Origin of the sequence: Hydrogenophaga sp. 70-12 (assembly GCF_001897365.1) — a bacterium.
Lineage (GTDB): Bacteria > Pseudomonadota > Gammaproteobacteria > Burkholderiales > Burkholderiaceae_C > Hydrogenophaga > Hydrogenophaga borbori.
On the sequence record NZ_MKSS01000148.1, the window covers coordinates 1 to 16,481 of the forward strand.

A 16,481-nucleotide genomic window follows, 5' to 3' on the forward strand; every position below is an offset into this window, starting at 1 on the left:
GGCAGGCGCGCGTCCAGCATCTCGATCACCACGTCGATGGACTTCACGCGCTCGGCGATGGCCTGGCGCGTGAGGTGCATATGACCGGGGAACCACTGGACGCTCATGGGAAGACGGGCGGCGAACGGACGCGCCGCCAAGGGGCTGGAAGGTCGCGCATTGTGCCTTGGTGTAAGCCCGTAGGCCGCCCCCGGGTGGCCTGCCTAGAATGCCCCGTCCCTCCTCCCACCCCGCGAAAGGCGCCCATGGCCATCACCGTCAAGATCGACCTCGGCTACGAATTCGCCGTCAAGGCCAAGGCGGCCGATGTGTTCAAGCTGCTGTCGGACGTGCCCGCCTCGGTCGCGCACTTCCCCAAGGTCGAGAAGCTCACCGATCTCGGCGGCGGCAGCTACCAATGGGAGATGGAGAAGGTCGGCACAGCCCAGGTCAACATCCAGACCGTGTACGCCAGCAAGTACACCAGCCAGTGGAACGACGCCAAGGGCACGGGCACCGTGAAGTGGGTGCCCGTCAAGGGCGTGGGCAACGCCCAGGTGGGCGGTCACTGGAAGATCAGCGACCAGAAGAAGTCCACCGCGATCGAGTTGGCCATCGAGGGCACGGTGGACGTGCCGCTGCCCAGCCTGATGAAGATGGTGGTGGCGCCGGTGGTCGAGGCGGAGTTCGAGAAGCTGGTCGACAAGTACATCGCCAACCTGGTCAAGAAGTTCGGCGGCGAGGCCTGAACGATGGTCTGAGCGGGCCCTCAGGCCGCCAGCGCCTGGCCCTGGCCCGCCACCGTGCGCGGGCGCCCCAGCCGCTCCGCGGACACGTATTCCTGCCGGTACACCTCGAAAGGCAGGGTGTCGGCCGCCTCGATGGCGCGCTGGTCGTCCCACGACCGTTGGGCCAGCGCCTCGAAGCGCGACTGCTGCGGCTCGCCCCAGGGCAGGCCCAGCAGCTGCCGGTGCGTCAGCGCCGATTGCCCGCGCACGAAGGCGACGAAGGAGTCGTCGTGATGCGCCGACATGGCGTGCAGCACGCGCGCCGAGGGCAGCAGGTCGGGTTGGCGCAGCGTGCTGCGCGCGTGCGCCACGGCCAGCGCGTGCGCGTCGGTGCCATCCAGTTCGTCCAGCGCGTCGGCGATGGGCTGCAGCTGTTCGACGATCTCCAGGCCCCAGTCGCCGAGCTTCACGGGCGCGCCGCGGCGCAGCAACTCCAGGCCCGGCTCGCGACCGCGCGCGGCCGTCAGGTGCTGGTTCTGCGCCAGCTCGCGGATCTCGCTGGGTGTGTCCGGGGGGCTGTCGCTCAGCAGGCAGTGCAGCAGGAACACGTCGAGGAAGCGCAGCGTCATCGCATCGATGCCGATGGGCTCGAAGGGGTTGAGGTCCATCAGCCGGACCTCGATGTACTCCACGCCCCGCTCGCGCAGCGCGTGCAGCGGGCGCTCGCCCGGGAAGATCACGCGCTTGGGGCGGATGGTGCCGTAGAACTCGTTCTCGATCTGCAGCAGCGTGGTGGCGAGCTGGTTGTAGTCGCCCCCCGGGTTGCGGATGCCCACGGTTTCGTACGCGGGCCAGGGCCGCGTGAGCGCGTCGTGCAGCGAGGCCGCATAGCCCTCCAGGCCGTTGTAGCTCACGGCCAGCGTGCCCTGCGCCTCGCTCTGGTAGCCCAGGCGGCCCATGCGCAGCGAGGTGCCGTGCGGCATGTACAGCGTGCCGCTGGCGCCAAGCTTCTGCAGCTCGTGGGGGCGGCCCTCGACGAAACTCGAACACACCGCCGGCGAAGCGCCGAACAGCGTGAGCAGCAGGAAGGCGTGGCGGCGGAAGTTGCGGATGAGCGAGAAGTAGCCTTCGTTGTCCACGCCAGGCAGCGACCAGTTGTAGTGGATGCCCGAGATCGTCTGCATGCGCCGGCCGTAGCGGTGGGCCAGGCCCATGCGGTAGACGCTCTTGGCGCGGCCCACGTTGGACGAACCGTAGCGGCCGATGGGAATGGTCTCGTCGGGCGGCAGGCCACAGGGCATGCTCGACACCCACAGCCGCTCATCGCCCTGCGCCTGCAGCGCGCGCAGCACGAACTGGTGGATTTCGGTGAGCTCGGCCAGGCAGCTGTCCACGCTGGCGTGCACGCCCGTGATGAGCTCCAGCTGCGACTCGCTGTAGTCGGTGGTGATGTGGGGGTGCGTCAGCGCGCTGCCCAGCGCCGCCGGGTGGGGGGTGAGCGCCAGCTTGCCATCGGGCAAGGAGCGCAGGCTCTCCTTCTCGATGCCGCGGCGCATGCCCCGAAGTCGCTCGGGCCCCAGGGCGGCCAGCCGTTGTTGCAGTGCGGACATAAAGCAGAGACTCTTGCGAAGCGGGGGCCGGAAGTTAACACGGCTGCGCGGATTCTGCCGAGGCCGCTTCCCGGCATCCCCAGGCGGCCTGGGCCCGTGCGATCCAGGCCTCGATGGCCTGCGGGTCATGGTGTAGGCGCAACTCGTCGAAGGCGACCTGCGCCTCGGGGTGGCGGTGGCGCAGGTAGTTGAGCCACTGCTTGAGCCGCCCCGCGCGGTGGCGCCGCTCCACGCGCGCGCTCACGCGGGCCCAGAACAGCGGCAGCAGCGGCACCACGCGCGACCAGGGCACGCCGCCCTCGCCACGGATGGCCGAGGCCAGCCCCGGGTCGGTGATCTGGCCGCGGCCGATCATGAGGTGCTCGCAGCCCGTCACGGCCGCGCAGCGCCGCGCGTCCTCCACGCACCAGATCTCGCCGTTGGCGATCAGCACCGGCCGCTGCGCGGGCAGCGCCTGCGCCACCTGCGCGATGCGCTCCCAGTGCGCGGGCGGCTTGTAGCCCTGGGCCTTGGTGCGCGCGTGGATCACGAGCTCGCTCGCGCCCGCGTCGGTGATGGCCAGCGCGTTGTCCTCGGCGCGCGCGTCGTCCATGTACCCCAGGCGCATCTTGGCCGACACGGGGATGTGCGCCGGCACCGCGCGCCGCACCGCCGCCACGATGCGGCCCACCAGCTCGGGCTCGTCGAGCAGGACGGCGCCGCCCCGGCTGTTGTTCACCGTCTTGGCCGGACAGCCGAAATTCAGGTCGATGCCCGGCGGCTGCAGCGTGGCCAGGCGCGCGGCGTTCTCGGCCATGAGCGCGGGGTCGGAGCCCAGCAGCTGCGGGCGCACGGGCACGCCGGCCACGGTGCGCCCGCCGTTCAGCAACTCGGGCACCACGCGGATGAACGCGCGCTCGGGCAGCAGGGTGTTGGTGATGCGGATGAACTCGCTGGTGCAGCGGTCCACGCCCCCCAGGCGCGTGAGCACGTCGCGCAGGGTGGCGTCGAGCAGGCCTTCCATGGGAGCGAGCAGCAGCATGGGGCGTATTGTCCCGTGCCGCGCCGCCGCCCCCGCGCGGCGGGGACAATCGCGCTCCATGGACGTTGTCGACGATTTGCGCGTGGTGCACGAGGACGAGGCCCTGGTGGTGCTGGACAAGCCCTCGGGCCTGCTGGCCGTGCCGGGCCGCGGCCCGGACAAGCAGGACTGCCTGAGCGCGCGCGCCCAGGCGCGCTGGGCCGACGCCCTGATCGTGCACCGCCTGGACATGGCCACCTCCGGCCTGGTGGTGATGGCGCGCGGCCTGGCCATGCAGCGCGCCCTGTCCCTGGCCTTCGAGAAGCGCCGCGTGCACAAGCGCTACACCGCCGTGGTGGCCGGGCGGCTCGACAACCCCGACCCCGGCAATGGCTGGCAGACCATCGACCTGCCGCTCATGATCGACTGGCTCAACCGGCCGCGCAGCATCGTGCACCACGGCATGGGCAAGCCCAGCCTGACGCGCTGGCGGCTGGCCGGCGATGACCCAGCCCCGCGCACGGGCTTGGTCACACGCTTAGAACTGGAGCCCGTGACCGGCCGCACCCACCAGCTGCGCGTGCACCTGCAGGCCATCGGCCACCCCATCGCGGGCGACCCGCTCTACGCGGACGGGACACAACGCGCCCTGGCCGAGCGCTTGCTGCTGCACGCGGGCTGGCTCGCCCTGCCGCACCCGCTCAGCGGCGACACGCTCGAACTGCACAGCCCTTGTCCCTTCTGAACCCCGAACCGAACGAGACACGCCACATGACGACATCGCATCTCACCATCCTCACCGGCGCCTCGCGCGGCATGGGCCAGGCCATGGCGCGCCAACTGCTGTCGCGCGACCGCGTGCTGCTGTGCCTGTCGCGCCAGATCAGCGACGAGCTGCAGGCCGAGGCCGAGCGCCTCGGCGCGCCGCTGACCCAGTGGTCGCAAGACCTCGCCGATACCCACGGCGCGCGCGAGCGCCTGGCGAACTGGCTCGCCGGCCTCGACCCCAAGGCCCTCGCCAGCGCCACGCTCATCAACAACGCGGGCGTGATACCGGCCATCGCGCCGCTGGGCGACTGCCCGCCCGAAGGACTCAGCACCGCCCTGCGCGTGGGCCTGGAGGCCCCCATGCAGCTCACGGCCGCCTTCCTCGCCGCCACGCGCGCCTGGGCGCGGGCGGGCTGGGGCGGGCCGCGCAAGGTGCTCAACATCTCCTCCGGCCTGGGCCGCAACGCCATGGCCTCGCAAGCGCCCTACTGCGCGGCCAAGGCCGGGCTGGACCACTTCACGCGCTGCTGCGCGCTGGAAGAAGCGCCGCAGCCCAACGGCGCCAAGCTGGTGTCGCTGGCGCCGGGCGTGATCGACACCGACATGCAGGTCCAACTGCGCGCCGGCGAGGCCAGCGCCTTCCCCGACCGCCAGCGCTTCGTCGACCTGCGCGAGAAGGGCATGCTCAGCACGCCCGAGGACGCGGCCCGCCGCGTGCTGGCCTGGCTGGGCCGCGCCGATTTCGGCCAGAACCCGGTGGCCGACGTGCGCGACGCCTGAGCGTCGCCCGCCCTGTTGCCCCTGCGCGCTACCATGGCCGGCTTCCCCTCCCCCTTTCGATCCCTGGAGTTCACATGAGTCGAGACGTCTACGTCGTCAGCGCGGTGCGCACCGCCATCGGTACCTTCGGCGGCAGCCTGAAAGACACGCCACCCACCGCACTCGGCGCGCTGGTGGTGCGCGAATCGCTCGCGCGCGCCCAGGTCGGCGGCGAGGACGTGGGCCACGTGGTGTTCGGCCACGTGGTGAACACCGAGCCGCGCGACATGTACCTCTCGCGCGTGGCCGCGCTGGACGGCGGTTGCGCCCAGGGCACGCCGGCCTTCAACGTCAACCGCCTGTGCGGCTCGGGCCTGCAGGCCATCGTCTCGGCCGCGCAGGGCATCCTGCTCGGCGACACCGACATCGCCATCGGTGCCGGCGCCGAGAACATGAGCCGCGCGCCCTATGCCAGCCTGAACACGCGCTTCGGCGCGCGCATGGGCGACGCCACGCTGGTCGACATGATGGTCGGCGCCCTGCACGACCCCTTCCACAAGATCCACATGGGCGTGACGGCCGAGAACATCGCCGCCCGATGGGGCATCGGCCGCGAGGAGCAGGACCAGCTGGCCGCCGAAAGCCACCGCCGCGCGCAGCGCGCCGTGGAATCGGGCCACTTCAAGGACCAGATCGTTCCCGTGATGCTCAAGGGCCGCAAGGGCGAGGTCGCCTTCGACACCGACGAGCACTTCCGCCCCAACGCCACGGTGGAGGACATGGCCAAGCTCAAGCCGGTGTTCCTGAAGGACAACGGCACGGTCACCGCGGGCAACGCGTCCGGCATCAACGACGCCGCCGCCGCCGTGGTGCTGATGAGCGGCGAGCAGGTGAAGGCGCGCGGCCTCAAACCCCTGGCCCGCCTGGTGGGCTATGCGCACGCCGGCGTGGACCCCAAGTACATGGGCATCGGCCCGGTGCCGGCCACGCAGGCCGTGCTGAAGAAGACCGGCCTGAGCGTCCAGGACCTGGACGTGATCGAGGCCAACGAGGCCTTCGCGGCCCAGGCCTGCGCGGTGATCCGCGACCTGGGCCTGGACCCGGCCAAGGTCAACCCCAACGGCTCGGGCATTTCGCTGGGCCACCCCATCGGCGCCACCGGCGCGCTCATCACGGTGAAGGCCCTGCACGAGTTGCAGCGCCGACAGGGCCGCTTCGCGCTGGTCACCATGTGCATCGGCGGCGGCCAGGGCATCGCCGCCGTCTTCGAACGCGCCTGAGGCCGCGCATGCACGGACTGCCGACCGCCGCACCGGCGGACCTGGGGCTGTGCCCCGAACGCACGCAGGGCATCGTGCAGGCGCTGCAGCGCGACGTGGACCGCGGCCGCCTGCCCGGCGCCGCGGTGCTGCTGGCGCGGCACGGCCGCGTGGTGCTGGACGCGGCCGTCGGCCACCTGGACCCGGCGCGCGACACGCCCATGGGCACGGATGCGATCTTCCGCATCTACTCCATGACCAAGCCCATCGTCTCGGTGGCGACCATGCGGCTCGTCGAGCAGGGCCGGCTGTTGCTGAGCGATCCGGTGGGCCGCTACATCCCCGGCTTCCTGCGACAGCAGGTGGCCGTGCCCGGCCCGCACGGCGTGGCGCTGGTGCCCGCCGCGCAGCCCGCCACCGTGCAGGACCTGCTGCGCCACACCGCCGGCCTCACCTACGAATTCACCGGCAACGGCCACGTGAACGCGCTGTACGCCCAGGCCGGCCTGGGCAGCCGCGACCAGACCAACGCCGAGCTCTGCGAGCGCCTGGCCGCGCTGCCGCTGGCGCACCAGCCCGGCAGCGCCTGGGCCTACAGCCGCGCCACCGACGTGCTGGGCCGGGTGATCGAGGTGATCACCGGGCAGGCGCTGGGCGAGCACCTGCGCGAGACCATCCTGCAACCGCTGGGCATGCGCGACACGGGCTTTCACGTGCCCGCCGAACACCACCACCGCATCGCCGAGGCCTTCGGGCACGACCCCGACGGCGGCGTGCAGATGCCCATGCACGACCCGCGCGAGCGGCCCCGGCTAGAGATGGGCGGCGGCGGCCTGATGTCCACCGCGCACGACTACGCGCGCTTCCTGCAATGCCTGCTCAACGGCGGCGCGCTGGACGGCCATCGCCTGCTGTCGCCGCACACCCTGGCCTTCATGACGGCCGACCACCTGGGCGCCAGCGTGGCCCATGCCGACAACCCGCTGCTGCCGCCCGGCCACGGCTTCGGCCTGGGCTTCGCGGTGCGCACCGCCTTGGGCGAAGCCAGCGTGCCCGGTTCGGTGGGCACCTACCACTGGAGCGGCATCGGCGGCACGCACTTCTTCGTCGACCCGGCGCTGGGGCTGTTCGCGATCTTCATGGCGCAGGCACCGAACCAGCGCATCCATTACCGGACGGTGATGCGGGGCCTGGTGTACGCGGCGGTGACCGGCTGAGGCGCGGCGGTCGCACCGCGCCGCGCGCCAGCGCGGCAAACGACCCCATCCCGTTCACTCCGCCGGGACGGCAATTCGCGGCGCCCCGGCGCCGTTTCGTCGCAAGGGCGTGGCCCCGGCCGGGCGCGCGACGCACAGTGCGGCACCGCTGACCCCACCCCTTGTCCCTCGCCGGAGATGCCCATGCTGCTGCAACTGCTCGCCAACCACCCCGAAGCCATCGGCCCCATCCTGCGCGGCACGCCCGCCTGGGTGTGGGGCCTGCTCGCGGGCCTTCTGGCGCTGGGCGCCAGCCAGCTGCGCGAGCGCACCGCCAGCGTGGCCCGGGTGTCGCTCATACCCGCGGCCATGACCGCCTTCTCGGTCCTGGGCACCTGGTCGGCCTTGAGCGCCTCGCCGCACCGGGCCGGCGCGGTCGCGGCCTGGCTCGCCGCCGCGGCCCTGGCCTTCGCCCTGTTCGCGCGCCGGCGCGCGGCGGCGCGGTTCGATCCGGTGCACCGCACCTACCGCCTGCCGGGCAGCGCCGTGCCGCTGCTGCTGATCGTCGGCATCTTCCTGGTGAAGTACGGGGTGGGCGTGGAGCTCGCCATGGCGCCGCGGCTGGTGGACGGCGCGCCGTACGCGCTGGGCGTCGCGGCGCTGTACGGCGCGTTCACCGGCGCCTTCGTCGGCCGGGCCTGGGGCCTGTGGCGCCTGGCCTGGCGCCCCGCCACCGCCTGAAGCGGCCGCCTGCAACCGGCGCGGCGCCTCAGCCCCGCCCCGGCAAGGCCTTCAGGTACAGGTGCAGGGCCCGCAGATCGGTCTCGCTCATCTGGCCCAGCGAGCCGAAGGGCATCACCTGCACCGCGCTGCCGTCCGGCCGCTTGCCGCTGCGAAACATCGCGATCAGGGACTCGGGGTCGGGGTAGCGCGCCATCGCGCCGCCCGGGCCGGGCCGCAGATCGGCGGCCGGCGGCCAGTCGGGCGGTCCGCCCGGGATCTTGCCGCCGCGCAGGCCCTCGCCGTGGCAGCCCAGGCACATGTTGGCCACGTACTGGCCGTGCGCCAGCGTCACGCCCTCGGGCACGGGCGGCTGCGGCGGCCGTGAGTGGTCGATGCGCGAGGCGGCGTCGGGAATCAGGCCAAAACCGTACATCGCCTTCACCGGCAGCGGCAGGCGGACCACCGCGCCCCGCCCGTTCGCGGGCGGCAAGGAACGGATGTAGGCCACCAGCGCGGCCAGGTCGTCGTCGGTGAAGCGGTTGTAGTCCTCGCTGGGCATCACCATCAGGGCGCGGCCCGTCGGGTTCACGCCGTGGCGGATGCTGCGCACCCAGTCCACCGGCTGGTAGGCGCCCACCACGCCGCCGGGACCGGTGGTGATGTTCGGGCCGGCGATGGTGAGGCCGCCGTCGTCCACGAAGGTGCGGCCCGCGCCGTTGGCCCCGTGGCAGTCGACGCAGCCGCGCGAGCTGAAGAGGTAGCGCCCGCGTTCGACCGAGGCCGCGTCGGTGCGGTAGGCCACCGGCTGCACCGGCACGTCCACCTGGCGCGCCATGCGGCGCTCGGCCAGAAACAGCCCGGTGGCCAGCGCCGCCGCCACCAGCAGAACCAGCGCGCCCAGGCCCAGCCCGAGCGCGCGCACCCATCGCCGCTTGTTCGCCATCTCCGCCTCCTCGTGTGGGGAGTCGCGATTGCATGCGCGTTGCGGCGCGCCGTCAAGCACCCCGGCGCCCTTCGGCGCGCCGTCGGGGCGGCGGCGCCCCGCTCAGACCCGGCCCCCATCCACCAAGATGCTGCGCCCCGTGATCCAGCGCGCGTCGTCCGAGCACAGGAACGCCACCGCATCGGCGATGTCCTGCGGCTCCGCCAGTCGACCGAGCGGGGTCAGCCGCGTTTCGCCCTCCAGGTAGTCGGCGGGCAATCCGGCCGTCATGTCGGTGCGCGTGACCGCCGGTGCCACGGCGTTGACGCGGATGCCGCGCGCGCCCAGCTCGATCGCACAACCGAGCGTCAGGCTGTCGACCGTCGCTTTGCTGGCCGAGTAGCTGACGGTCTGCGGCTCCGGACGCACCGCCAGGCTGCTGGAGACATTGACGATGGCACCACCCGAAGCGGGAAAGTGGTCCAGCGCCGCCTGCGTGCTGGCCAGCACGCTCCAGGCGTTGGTGAGCAACTGGTTCTGAAAGGACTGGCGGCTGATCCGGCCCACCGGTTCGCTGTGAAAGACGCCGGCGTTGTTGACCAACACGTCGACGCGCCCGAAACGGGCCGCCACCTCGCGCAGGGCCGACTCGACCGCCACCTCATCCGCCACGTCGGCCCGAAAAGCCTCTGCTTCGCCACCGCTGGCCCGAATGGCCTGCACCGTGGCGGCGGCCGCCGCGCCGTTGTCGCGGTAGATCAAGGCCAGCCGTGCGCCGTCGGTCGCCAGCCGGCGCGCGATGGCCGCGCCGATGCCGCGCGAGCCACCCGTGACGATGGCGACTTTTCCAGACAACTTCATGTTCGCTTCCTTTCCACGATTGAGAGAGAAAGCCAACGATAGTCAGCGCCCCGCGGCGCGGGTAGTCCGCCCCAACGCGACACGGGGTTCCAGAAATGGAACGCCTTCAGGCGCCGCCGCGGAATCGCTCTTGCAGAAAGTCGATCAGGGTGCGCACCGCGAAAGCCAGCCCGCGCCGGCTGGGGTAAATCGCATACACCGTGGACGCCGGTGGCTCCAGCCCGGGCAGCAGTTCAACCAAGGCGCCGGTGCGCAGTGCGTCGATGCAGGCCTCGCGCGGGATCTGGGCCACACCGGCGCCGCCCAACAGGGCTTCGCGCAAGGCCAGCAGGTTGTTGCTGACGAAGCGGGCCTGCGGCTGGTAGTTCAGTTCGTGCCCGTCGGGTCCACGAAAGACCCAGGGGCGAACGGTCTCGCCCTGAACCTGCGCGATCAACGGATAGCCGCCGAGCTCGGCGATGGAGTGCGGCGCGCCGTGGCGCTCGACCAGGGCCCGGTGGCCCACCAGCACCATGCGCCCGGTGCCGATCGGCCGGGCCACGAGATCCGCCGCCGCCAGCGGCGCCGCCGACACCCGGATCGCCAGGTCGATGCGCTCGGCCAGCATGTCCACGTAGTGGTTCGACAGGTCCAGCGACACCGTGACCTTCGGGTACCGGTTCATGAACTCGGCCAGCCAGCCCGCCAGGAAAAGCTCGCCTTGCAGCAGCGAGGAACTCACGCGGATCAGGCCGCTCGGCTCGGCCTGCGCCTCGCTCACCGTGGCCCGCACGGCGTTCGCCTCGTCGGCTATCGCGCGGGCGTGCCGGTGGACGCGCTCGCCCACGTCGGTGAGGTGGAAAGCGTGCGACGAGCGCTGCACCAGGCGCACGCCCAGCTCCTTCTCCAGCGCGGCGATGCGCCGGCTCAGGCGCGACTTCGGAACGCCCGTGCTGCGCTCGGCCGCCGAAAACCCGCCGGCATCGGCCACGCGCAGAAACGCCATCAGGTCGTCGAGCCGGTCCATCCGTCTCAGCTGCCCTTGGCGGGCACCGGCTGCGCTCGCCAACGGAAGAACATGGGGTAGACCTTCTCCACCACCGGTCCGTCGAAGTCCCAGGACACGCACTGGCCCAGGTGAGCGGGCGGGCGGCCGTCGCCGGGCGGCGCGAACGAGCCGGCGCGGGTCTGCATGGCCGCCGTCGCCAGGTTGTAGAGCAGCTCGCGCAGGTGGGTGCAGCCGTCGGTGTGGCCCAGGTGGCGCTGGATGGTCTGGCGCCAGCCCTTGCCCAGCACCTCGCCCACCATGCGCCGCATGTTGGGCAGGATGCTCGGGCAAGGGCCGTGCGGGAAGGCGTCCATGGCGACGGCGATGTCGCGGATCACCATGTCTTCGCCATAGGTCACGCGGATGCGCATGTGGTGGATGGGCTCGTCGGCCGCCCAGTGGCCCTCGCCGCGGATCTCGAAGTCGAAGGGCTTGCTGTCGTGCAGCTCGCCTTCGATGTCCCATAGGCCATCGTCGCGGCGAAAGCCCTGGTAGGTGACGCGGCGGGTGTGCATGGGCGTGCGCGGAGCGGGGGTGGGCAAAGGCAAGGCGGCTCTCCGGGTGCGGGAAAACCCGCAATTGTCGGGTCAACGGGCCGCACGCGCTGGCACACTGGTGTCTTGTCCCCCGAGGAGCGCGCCATGGCCCACGATCACCCGCACGACCATTCCCATGACCACGACCACCCGCACGACCACGGCCACCCGCCCGAGGGCGCCCGCTGGAAGCACGACGGCGTGCGCGTGATCCCGGGCAACCAGCTCGACGGCAATGTGCCCTCCACCCCGGGCATGGACCGCAAGGCCGCGATCAACTTCGCGCGCGTGGGCGCGCAGAAGCTCTGGGCCGGCACCGTCACCATCCACCCCGACGCCAAGACCGGTGCCCACCACCACGGGCACCTGGAAAGCGTGATCTACGTCGTCAAGGGCCGGGCGCGCATGCGCTGGGGCGAGCACCTGGAGTTCACGGCCGAGGCCGGCCCGGGCGACTTCATCTACGTGCCGCCCTACGTGCCGCACCAGGAAATCAACGCCAGCCCCACCGAGGTGCTGGAGTGCGTGCTGTGCCGCAGCGACGGCCAGGCGGTAGCGGTCAACCTCGACATCGAACCGGTGGAGAAGCCACAGACGGTGCTGTGGGTCGACCCGACGCACCCCACCGGGGGGGTTTGAGAGCGCGCCGATCGTTCGCGCCTTGACGGCGTCGGCGCCTTCGGCGGATAACCCGCCGCCCATAACAGCACATTCCTCAAGGGAGGGGATACCCATGACAAACCGATACCACTCGGCCCTGGTCCGCTTGGCGCTGGGCAGCGCCCTGGCACTGGCGGCCGGCGCGCTCACACTGGCGCAAGCGCAGGACAAGGACGCCGCCCAGGCGGAGATGCAGCGAAAGCTGGCCTCGCTGTCCTGGTACACGCCGGGGCAGGTCGGCGACATCGCCGGCAAGGCCACCTTCGCCGCGAACGAGAAGTACACCTTCCTCAACCCGGCCGACACCGACACCTTCCTCCAGCTCAACGGCAACCCGCCCCAGCGCGGGGCGTACACGGTGGCCAGCACGCAGACCGACTGGTTCGCCATCCTGAACTTCGCCCCCGAGGGCTACGTCAAGGACGACGAGACGATCGACGCCGACGCGCTGTTGAAGCAACTCAAGGACAACAACGGCCGCGAGTCCGAGGAGCGCCGCAAGCAGGGCTACCCGGTGCTCACGCTCACCGGCTGGGCGATCGCGCCGCGCTACGACGCCCAGAACAAGCGTCTCGAATGGGGCACGCTGCTGCGCGACGAGAGCACCCAGCAGATGCACGCCAACGTCAGCACCAAGGTGCTGGGCCGCAGCGGCTACACCAACGTGGTGCTGGTGACCTCGCCCGACACCGTGGAGCGCGACCTCGCCGATTTCAAGACGGCCCTGGGCGGCTTCAACTACGTCTCCGGCGAGAAGTACAGCGACTGGAAGCAGGGCGACAAGGTGGCGGCCTACGGCCTGGGCGCGCTGGTCCTGGGCGGCGCGGCCGCCGTGGCCACCAGCAAGGGCGGGCTCAAAGCGCTCGGCATTGCCGTGCTGGGCGGGCTGGCCGCGCTGTGGGCTGGCATCAAGCGCTTCCTGGGCCGCAGCAAGAAGTCCTGAGCCCGCCGCCCGTGCCCCACGAAATCGCCCTGTTCTGGCTCGTCGTGGCCGGCTTTCTGCTGGCCGACAACCTGGTCTTCGTGCCGGCGGGCTGCGAGCTGCTGCGCTTCGGGCGCCGGGGGGCCTTCCGGTACGACGCCAGCGCGCGGCTGACCGCAGCGCGCCGCGAGGTCGTGCTGCTCAATCCTCTGAACCTGTTCGACCGGGCGCTGATCACCACCCGCTGCTTCGGCGACGTCGAGCCGCGGCAGTGGCGCCAGGGCCGTTCGCTGGTGCGCTCGGCCCTGGCCTCGCTCAATGGCCTGAGCGCGCTGGGCTACTTCTACATGCTCATCACCGCCTGCCTGGCCGCGGTGTCGTTCCACCTGCCGTTCACGCTGGTGTTGCTCGGTTTCGTGGTGGTGCATCTGCTGATGTGGACGCTGAACACGGCCGCGCTGGTCGCCCTGCGCCACCGGCTCGGCCTAAGCGGGTACGACACCTTCGTGCTCTGCGTCGAGGCCATCTTCGTGCCGGCCTATCTGATGAACATGGGCAAGCGCGCGGTGCACAAGAAGCGCATCGCCATTTCCGCTTTGGGCCTGGGCCTGCGGACGCTCAAGCGCACGGACGACGAAGGCGAGCGCGAACTGCTGGCCATTCGCCTGCGCGAAAGGCTGCAATGGCTGGGCATGACGCAGGGCCATGAAGTGGACGACACCTGTGCCGCCGCGCCAGCGCTCAGCAGCACCCAACAATGGATCTCAAGGGCCGAGGCATGTTTGACGACCTGAGCACTCAGGAGTGGTTCTTTCTCGCCCTGGCGGCCGGCACCGGCTTCCTGGTGGTGCGCCACTTCATGGACAAGCTGTCGGATGGCACGGGCAAGGGCGCGGGCCCGCAGCAGGCGGCACCCGCGCCCCCCACCCGGGACGGGGCCGATCAAACCTCCTGGTTTCGCGGCGACGCGCAAGCGGCCGACGGCGCCGGGAACCAGGGCTTTGCCCGCGGCGGCGAGCGCGGGGGTGACGACGGTGGCGCCCACGCTCCCCCCCGCGACACGCCCGCGGCGCCCTGGTACCAGGTGCTAGAGGTCAGTCCGACGGCCCCGGCCGGCGACATCAAGGCCGCCTACAAGCGCAAGATCCGCAAGTACCACCCCGACAAGGTCGCAGGGCTGGGCCCTGAGTTCATCGCCATTGCCGAAGCCAAGGCCCAGGAAATCAACCGGGCCTATCAACAGGCCTGCGCGGACCGCAGCATCACCGACTCGCCGCCCTGACCCCGGCCGGCCGGACCGCGACCTGAGTGCGGCGGACGGCGTGCCGGGGTGGCGGCGCGCGAACCACAGGGTCATGGCGTCGGCCTTGAGCCGGCGCGCCCAGGCCGTCAAGCGCCCGATGGGGCCACCGACCATGACGGGACGCGCCGCGCTCAGTCGCCCTGAAAACCGCCCGCCCGCAGCGTCACCACCAGCGTGTCGCGCCAGCCGTGGCCGTCCGCCGGGTCGGGCTGGATGGGCGTGCTTTCGTGGATCACGCGCTGATCGTCCAGCAGCAGCAGCGACCAGGGGTCGCGCAGGGTGAAGCGCTGGCCGCTGGGGCCGTTGGCCTCGAACACCCGGCTTTCGCCGCCCTTGATGGCGTGGCGTCGCACCAGGAACACCGCCACCAGGTCCACGCCGTCGCGGTGCGCCCCCTCGGGCGTGGGCCGGCCGATGCCGTCGGTGGTGTCGATGCGGAAGGGGTGCGCCTCCACATACCAGGGCCGCTCCCCACGCAAGGCGCTGGCCGCCGCCGCCAGGCGCCGCAGCAGCAGCGACCAGGCGGGCGCGTTCGCCATCGCGGCCTCCATGGGCTCGAACCAGCGCTGCATGCCGCCGTGCAGGGCGTTGTATTCCACCGGTTGCCAGTGCGCGCGGTGCGGCTCCAGCGCCACGCGCTCGCCGTCCACCACGAAGCAGCTGTGGCGGCGCTGGCGGTAGCGGCCGCCGTCCTTCAGGTAGGCGTCGGGGGCCAGCCGGTCCCAATGCGGCTCCAGCGCGCGCAGATCGGCCAGCGGCACGCCGATCCAGGCGGCGCTGTCCTCGCCGCTGAGCAGGCCCACGCCGCGCTCGCGCAGGGCGGTGTCGATGGCGTTGGGGGAGAGGTAGGGAGGGGAGAACTCGGCGGCGCTCATCGGCTGCGGTTGGCTGCGGCAAAGGGAGCCGCGAGCATACGCCGGGTCGCCAAGGGTAAGCCCGCATCGGGGAATACCGGCGCCGATGGCCCAATGCCGCCATGACCGCCACCGCCGACCCCACCCCGCCCGAGGCGCCCCCGCCCAGCGACGCGCCGCGCGAGCCCTCGGTGTTCGAGCTGCCCATCGCCGACCTGCGCCCCGCCGACCCGCTGCGCTGGCTGCGCGCCGGCTGGGCCGACTTCCTGCGCTGCCCCGGCATCGGCCTCTTCTACGGCGCCTGCTTCTTCGCCATGGGGCACGCGCTGCTGGCCGTGTTCCGCGCCGCGCCGGCCTACGTGCTGGCGCTGTCGGCGGGCTTCCTGCTGATGGGGCCCTTCCTGTGCCTGGGCCTGTACGACGCGAGCCGCGCGCTGCAGCGCGGCGAGCCGCCCTCGCTGGGCCGCTCGCTGCGCGCCTGGCTGCCCACCAAGGGCACCATGGCCCTGTTCGCCGGCGTGCTGCTGGTGCTGGAGATGCTCTGGGGCCGCGCCTCGCTGGTGGTGTTCGCGGTCAGCTTCACCACCTTGCCGGACACGCAGCACCTCCTCGGCCAGATGCTGCGCGGGCAGCACCTCGAGTTCCTCATCACCTGGACGCTGGTGGGGGCCCTGTTCGCCGGGCTGATTTTCGTCACCAGCGTGGTGAGCATCCCCATGATCCTGGACCGCGGCACCGACGCCATCTCGGCCGGCCTCACCAGCATCCGCGCCTGCCTGCAGAACCCGGGCGTGATGCTGTTCTGGGGCCTGCTGATCAGTGCCACCGTGGCGCTGTCGATGCTGCCCTGGTTCCTGGGCCTGCTGGTGAGCGGCCCGGTGATCGGGCACGCCAGCTGGCACGCCTACCGCGCCACGGTGGCGCCGGATGAAGCGACCGCGCGGGCGCCCTAGTCAGGCACCGTGGTGGGGCCGGCGGCGCTCGCGCCGGCCGGCCGCCGCGCCCAGCAGGGCCGGCTCCACCAGGCCTTCGAACAGGGGCTGCAGCTTCATGACGCGGTCCATGGCGGCCCGCTCTTCCAGGCCGCGGCACAGCCACTGCAGGAGGTCGGGGCGCATGAACCACAGGGCGCGGGCCGATTCGGCCACCAGCAGGCGGTGGCGCAGCTGCTCGGCCTCCCATCCGCCGTCTTCGCCGACCAACGCCAGCATGGCCTTGCGCACGCGCGCCAGGCGGTAAGGGTCGTCGTCGTGGCGGTTCTCGCCCTGCAGCCGCTGGGCAACGGTGTCGAAGAGCGTCGAGAGGAACTGCTTCATGCCTGGGCGGGTGCGATTTCTGTCTGTGGTTGTGGGCACAACGGCGGGCGGCGCCGCC

General features: G+C 71.7%; 19 protein-coding genes and 1 pseudogene. 11 read left to right on the top strand and 9 right to left on the bottom strand.

Annotation, left to right across the window (positions count from 1 at the left end; genetic code table 11):
- Positions 1-107, bottom strand: a pseudogene (locus tag BGO22_RS08975) (ribosome biogenesis GTPase YlqF); the annotation flags it as partial.
- 138 nt (positions 108-245) lie between these two features.
- Between BGO22_RS08975 and BGO22_RS08980 the strand changes: the two are divergent.
- Positions 246-728, top strand: a complete 483-nt coding sequence (locus tag BGO22_RS08980; protein ID WP_070400558.1) for an SRPBCC family protein — start codon at positions 246-248, stop codon at positions 726-728.
- 20 nt (positions 729-748) lie between these two features.
- Here the strand turns inward: BGO22_RS08980 and gshA are convergent, their stop codons facing one another.
- Both gshA and BGO22_RS08990 read right to left on the bottom strand, forming a co-directional pair.
- The gene (gene gshA, locus BGO22_RS08985; RefSeq protein WP_070400559.1) at positions 749-2,317 is read right to left on the bottom strand and encodes a glutamate--cysteine ligase; all 1,569 of its coding nucleotides are present in this window, start codon (positions 2,315-2,317) and stop codon (positions 749-751) included.
- A 34-nt stretch (positions 2,318-2,351) separates the two neighbouring features.
- Complete coding sequence (locus tag BGO22_RS08990) at positions 2,352-3,338, bottom strand: tRNA dihydrouridine synthase (RefSeq protein ID WP_070400560.1); 987 nt, start codon at positions 3,336-3,338, stop codon at positions 2,352-2,354.
- 58 nt (positions 3,339-3,396) lie between these two features.
- On the opposite strand from BGO22_RS08990, the gene BGO22_RS08995 reads away from it, so the two are divergent.
- From BGO22_RS08995 to BGO22_RS09015, 5 genes are all read left to right on the top strand, one after another.
- The gene (locus BGO22_RS08995) at positions 3,397-4,062 is read left to right on the top strand and encodes an RluA family pseudouridine synthase (RefSeq protein ID WP_070400561.1); all 666 of its coding nucleotides are present in this window, start codon (positions 3,397-3,399) and stop codon (positions 4,060-4,062) included.
- Positions 4,063-4,088: 26 nt separating this feature from the next.
- Positions 4,089-4,865, top strand: coding sequence for an SDR family NAD(P)-dependent oxidoreductase (locus BGO22_RS09000; protein ID WP_070400562.1), 777 nt, complete (start codon positions 4,089-4,091; stop codon positions 4,863-4,865).
- A gap of 74 nt (positions 4,866-4,939) precedes the next feature.
- Positions 4,940-6,124, top strand: a complete 1,185-nt coding sequence (gene bktB / locus BGO22_RS09005; protein ID WP_070400563.1) for a beta-ketothiolase BktB — start codon at positions 4,940-4,942, stop codon at positions 6,122-6,124.
- Positions 6,125-6,132: 8 nt separating this feature from the next.
- Positions 6,133-7,320 carry a serine hydrolase domain-containing protein gene (locus BGO22_RS09010; protein WP_070400564.1) on the top strand — a complete coding sequence of 396 codons (1,188 nt, stop codon included), beginning with the start codon at positions 6,133-6,135 and terminating at the stop codon, positions 7,318-7,320.
- 183 nt (positions 7,321-7,503) lie between these two features.
- Positions 7,504-8,040, top strand: coding sequence for a DUF6622 family protein (locus BGO22_RS09015; RefSeq protein ID WP_070400565.1), 537 nt, complete (start codon positions 7,504-7,506; stop codon positions 8,038-8,040).
- A gap of 28 nt (positions 8,041-8,068) precedes the next feature.
- Here the strand turns inward: BGO22_RS09015 and BGO22_RS09020 are convergent, their stop codons facing one another.
- The 4 genes from BGO22_RS09020 to BGO22_RS09035 form a co-directional block, all read right to left on the bottom strand.
- Entirely contained in the window at positions 8,069-8,965 is an 897-nt protein-coding gene (locus tag BGO22_RS09020; RefSeq protein ID WP_070400566.1) for a c-type cytochrome, read from the bottom strand.
- Between the two features lie 102 nt (positions 8,966-9,067).
- A complete protein-coding gene (locus tag BGO22_RS09025; protein WP_070400567.1) occupies positions 9,068-9,805 on the bottom strand; it encodes an SDR family NAD(P)-dependent oxidoreductase in 738 nt (245 codons plus the stop codon).
- A 106-nt stretch (positions 9,806-9,911) separates the two neighbouring features.
- Complete coding sequence (locus BGO22_RS09030) at positions 9,912-10,811, bottom strand: LysR substrate-binding domain-containing protein (protein WP_070400568.1); 900 nt, start codon at positions 10,809-10,811, stop codon at positions 9,912-9,914.
- A gap of 5 nt (positions 10,812-10,816) precedes the next feature.
- On the bottom strand, positions 10,817-11,380 hold the full coding sequence (locus BGO22_RS09035) for a DUF2889 domain-containing protein (protein ID WP_070400569.1): 564 nt from the start codon (positions 11,378-11,380) through the stop codon (positions 10,817-10,819).
- A gap of 93 nt (positions 11,381-11,473) precedes the next feature.
- On the opposite strand from BGO22_RS09035, the gene BGO22_RS09040 reads away from it, so the two are divergent.
- From BGO22_RS09040 to BGO22_RS09055, 4 genes are all read left to right on the top strand, one after another.
- On the top strand, positions 11,474-12,007 hold the full coding sequence (locus tag BGO22_RS09040; RefSeq protein WP_070400570.1) for a cupin domain-containing protein: 534 nt from the start codon (positions 11,474-11,476) through the stop codon (positions 12,005-12,007).
- A gap of 94 nt (positions 12,008-12,101) precedes the next feature.
- The gene (locus tag BGO22_RS09045) at positions 12,102-12,971 is read left to right on the top strand and encodes a DUF2167 domain-containing protein (RefSeq protein ID WP_070400571.1); all 870 of its coding nucleotides are present in this window, start codon (positions 12,102-12,104) and stop codon (positions 12,969-12,971) included.
- A gap of 11 nt (positions 12,972-12,982) precedes the next feature.
- Positions 12,983-13,744, top strand: coding sequence for a hypothetical protein (locus BGO22_RS09050; RefSeq protein ID WP_070400572.1), 762 nt, complete (start codon positions 12,983-12,985; stop codon positions 13,742-13,744).
- Positions 13,729-14,232, top strand: coding sequence for a J domain-containing protein (locus BGO22_RS09055; protein ID WP_139147104.1), 504 nt, complete (start codon positions 13,729-13,731; stop codon positions 14,230-14,232). Before BGO22_RS09050 ends, BGO22_RS09055 begins: the two co-directional genes overlap by 16 nt.
- A gap of 152 nt (positions 14,233-14,384) precedes the next feature.
- On the opposite strand, the gene BGO22_RS09060 is transcribed toward BGO22_RS09055, so the two are convergent.
- Positions 14,385-15,128: a 2OG-Fe dioxygenase family protein gene (locus BGO22_RS09060; RefSeq protein WP_070400574.1), complete on the bottom strand. Its 744-nt coding sequence runs from the start codon at positions 15,126-15,128 to the stop codon at positions 14,385-14,387.
- A gap of 101 nt (positions 15,129-15,229) precedes the next feature.
- Here BGO22_RS09060 and BGO22_RS09065 point away from each other — a divergent pair, with 101 nt between their 5' ends.
- A complete protein-coding gene (locus tag BGO22_RS09065; RefSeq protein ID WP_070400575.1) occupies positions 15,230-16,060 on the top strand; it encodes a DUF2189 domain-containing protein in 831 nt (276 codons plus the stop codon).
- Here BGO22_RS09065 and BGO22_RS09070 read toward each other — a convergent pair whose 3' ends face one another.
- Positions 16,061-16,423, bottom strand: coding sequence for a hypothetical protein (locus BGO22_RS09070; RefSeq protein ID WP_070400576.1), 363 nt, complete (start codon positions 16,421-16,423; stop codon positions 16,061-16,063).
- Between the last annotated feature and the right edge of the window lie 58 nt (positions 16,424-16,481).

Bases quoted from the DNA above. Each gene is read 5' to 3' on its own strand.
- BGO22_RS08980 (WP_070400558.1), top strand. From the start codon at position 246: ATGGCCATCACCGTCAAGATCGACCTCGGCTACGAATTCGCCGTCAAG.
- BGO22_RS09045 (WP_070400571.1), top strand. From the start codon at position 12,102: ATGACAAACCGATACCACTCGGCCCTGGTCCGCTTGGCGCTGGGCAGC.
- BGO22_RS09070 (WP_070400576.1), bottom strand. From the start codon at position 16,423: ATGAAGCAGTTCCTCTCGACGCTCTTCGACACCGTTGCCCAGCGGCTG.
- BGO22_RS09020 (WP_070400566.1), bottom strand. From the start codon at position 8,965: ATGGCGAACAAGCGGCGATGGGTGCGCGCGCTCGGGCTGGGCCTGGGC.
- BGO22_RS09030 (WP_070400568.1), bottom strand. From the start codon at position 10,811: ATGGACCGGCTCGACGACCTGATGGCGTTTCTGCGCGTGGCCGATGCC.
- BGO22_RS09000 (WP_070400562.1), top strand. From the start codon at position 4,089: ATGACGACATCGCATCTCACCATCCTCACCGGCGCCTCGCGCGGCATG.
- BGO22_RS09015 (WP_070400565.1), top strand. From the start codon at position 7,504: ATGCTGCTGCAACTGCTCGCCAACCACCCCGAAGCCATCGGCCCCATC.
- bktB (WP_070400563.1), top strand. From the start codon at position 4,940: ATGAGTCGAGACGTCTACGTCGTCAGCGCGGTGCGCACCGCCATCGGT.
- BGO22_RS09040 (WP_070400570.1), top strand. From the start codon at position 11,474: ATGGCCCACGATCACCCGCACGACCATTCCCATGACCACGACCACCCG.
- BGO22_RS09010 (WP_070400564.1), top strand. From the start codon at position 6,133: ATGCACGGACTGCCGACCGCCGCACCGGCGGACCTGGGGCTGTGCCCC.
- BGO22_RS08990 (WP_070400560.1), bottom strand. From the start codon at position 3,338: ATGCTGCTGCTCGCTCCCATGGAAGGCCTGCTCGACGCCACCCTGCGC.
- gshA (WP_070400559.1), bottom strand. From the start codon at position 2,317: ATGTCCGCACTGCAACAACGGCTGGCCGCCCTGGGGCCCGAGCGACTT.
- BGO22_RS09055 (WP_139147104.1), top strand. From the start codon at position 13,729: ATGTTTGACGACCTGAGCACTCAGGAGTGGTTCTTTCTCGCCCTGGCG.
- BGO22_RS09065 (WP_070400575.1), top strand. From the start codon at position 15,230: ATGACCGCCACCGCCGACCCCACCCCGCCCGAGGCGCCCCCGCCCAGC.
- BGO22_RS09060 (WP_070400574.1), bottom strand. From the start codon at position 15,128: ATGAGCGCCGCCGAGTTCTCCCCTCCCTACCTCTCCCCCAACGCCATC.
- BGO22_RS09025 (WP_070400567.1), bottom strand. From the start codon at position 9,805: ATGAAGTTGTCTGGAAAAGTCGCCATCGTCACGGGTGGCTCGCGCGGC.
- BGO22_RS08995 (WP_070400561.1), top strand. From the start codon at position 3,397: ATGGACGTTGTCGACGATTTGCGCGTGGTGCACGAGGACGAGGCCCTG.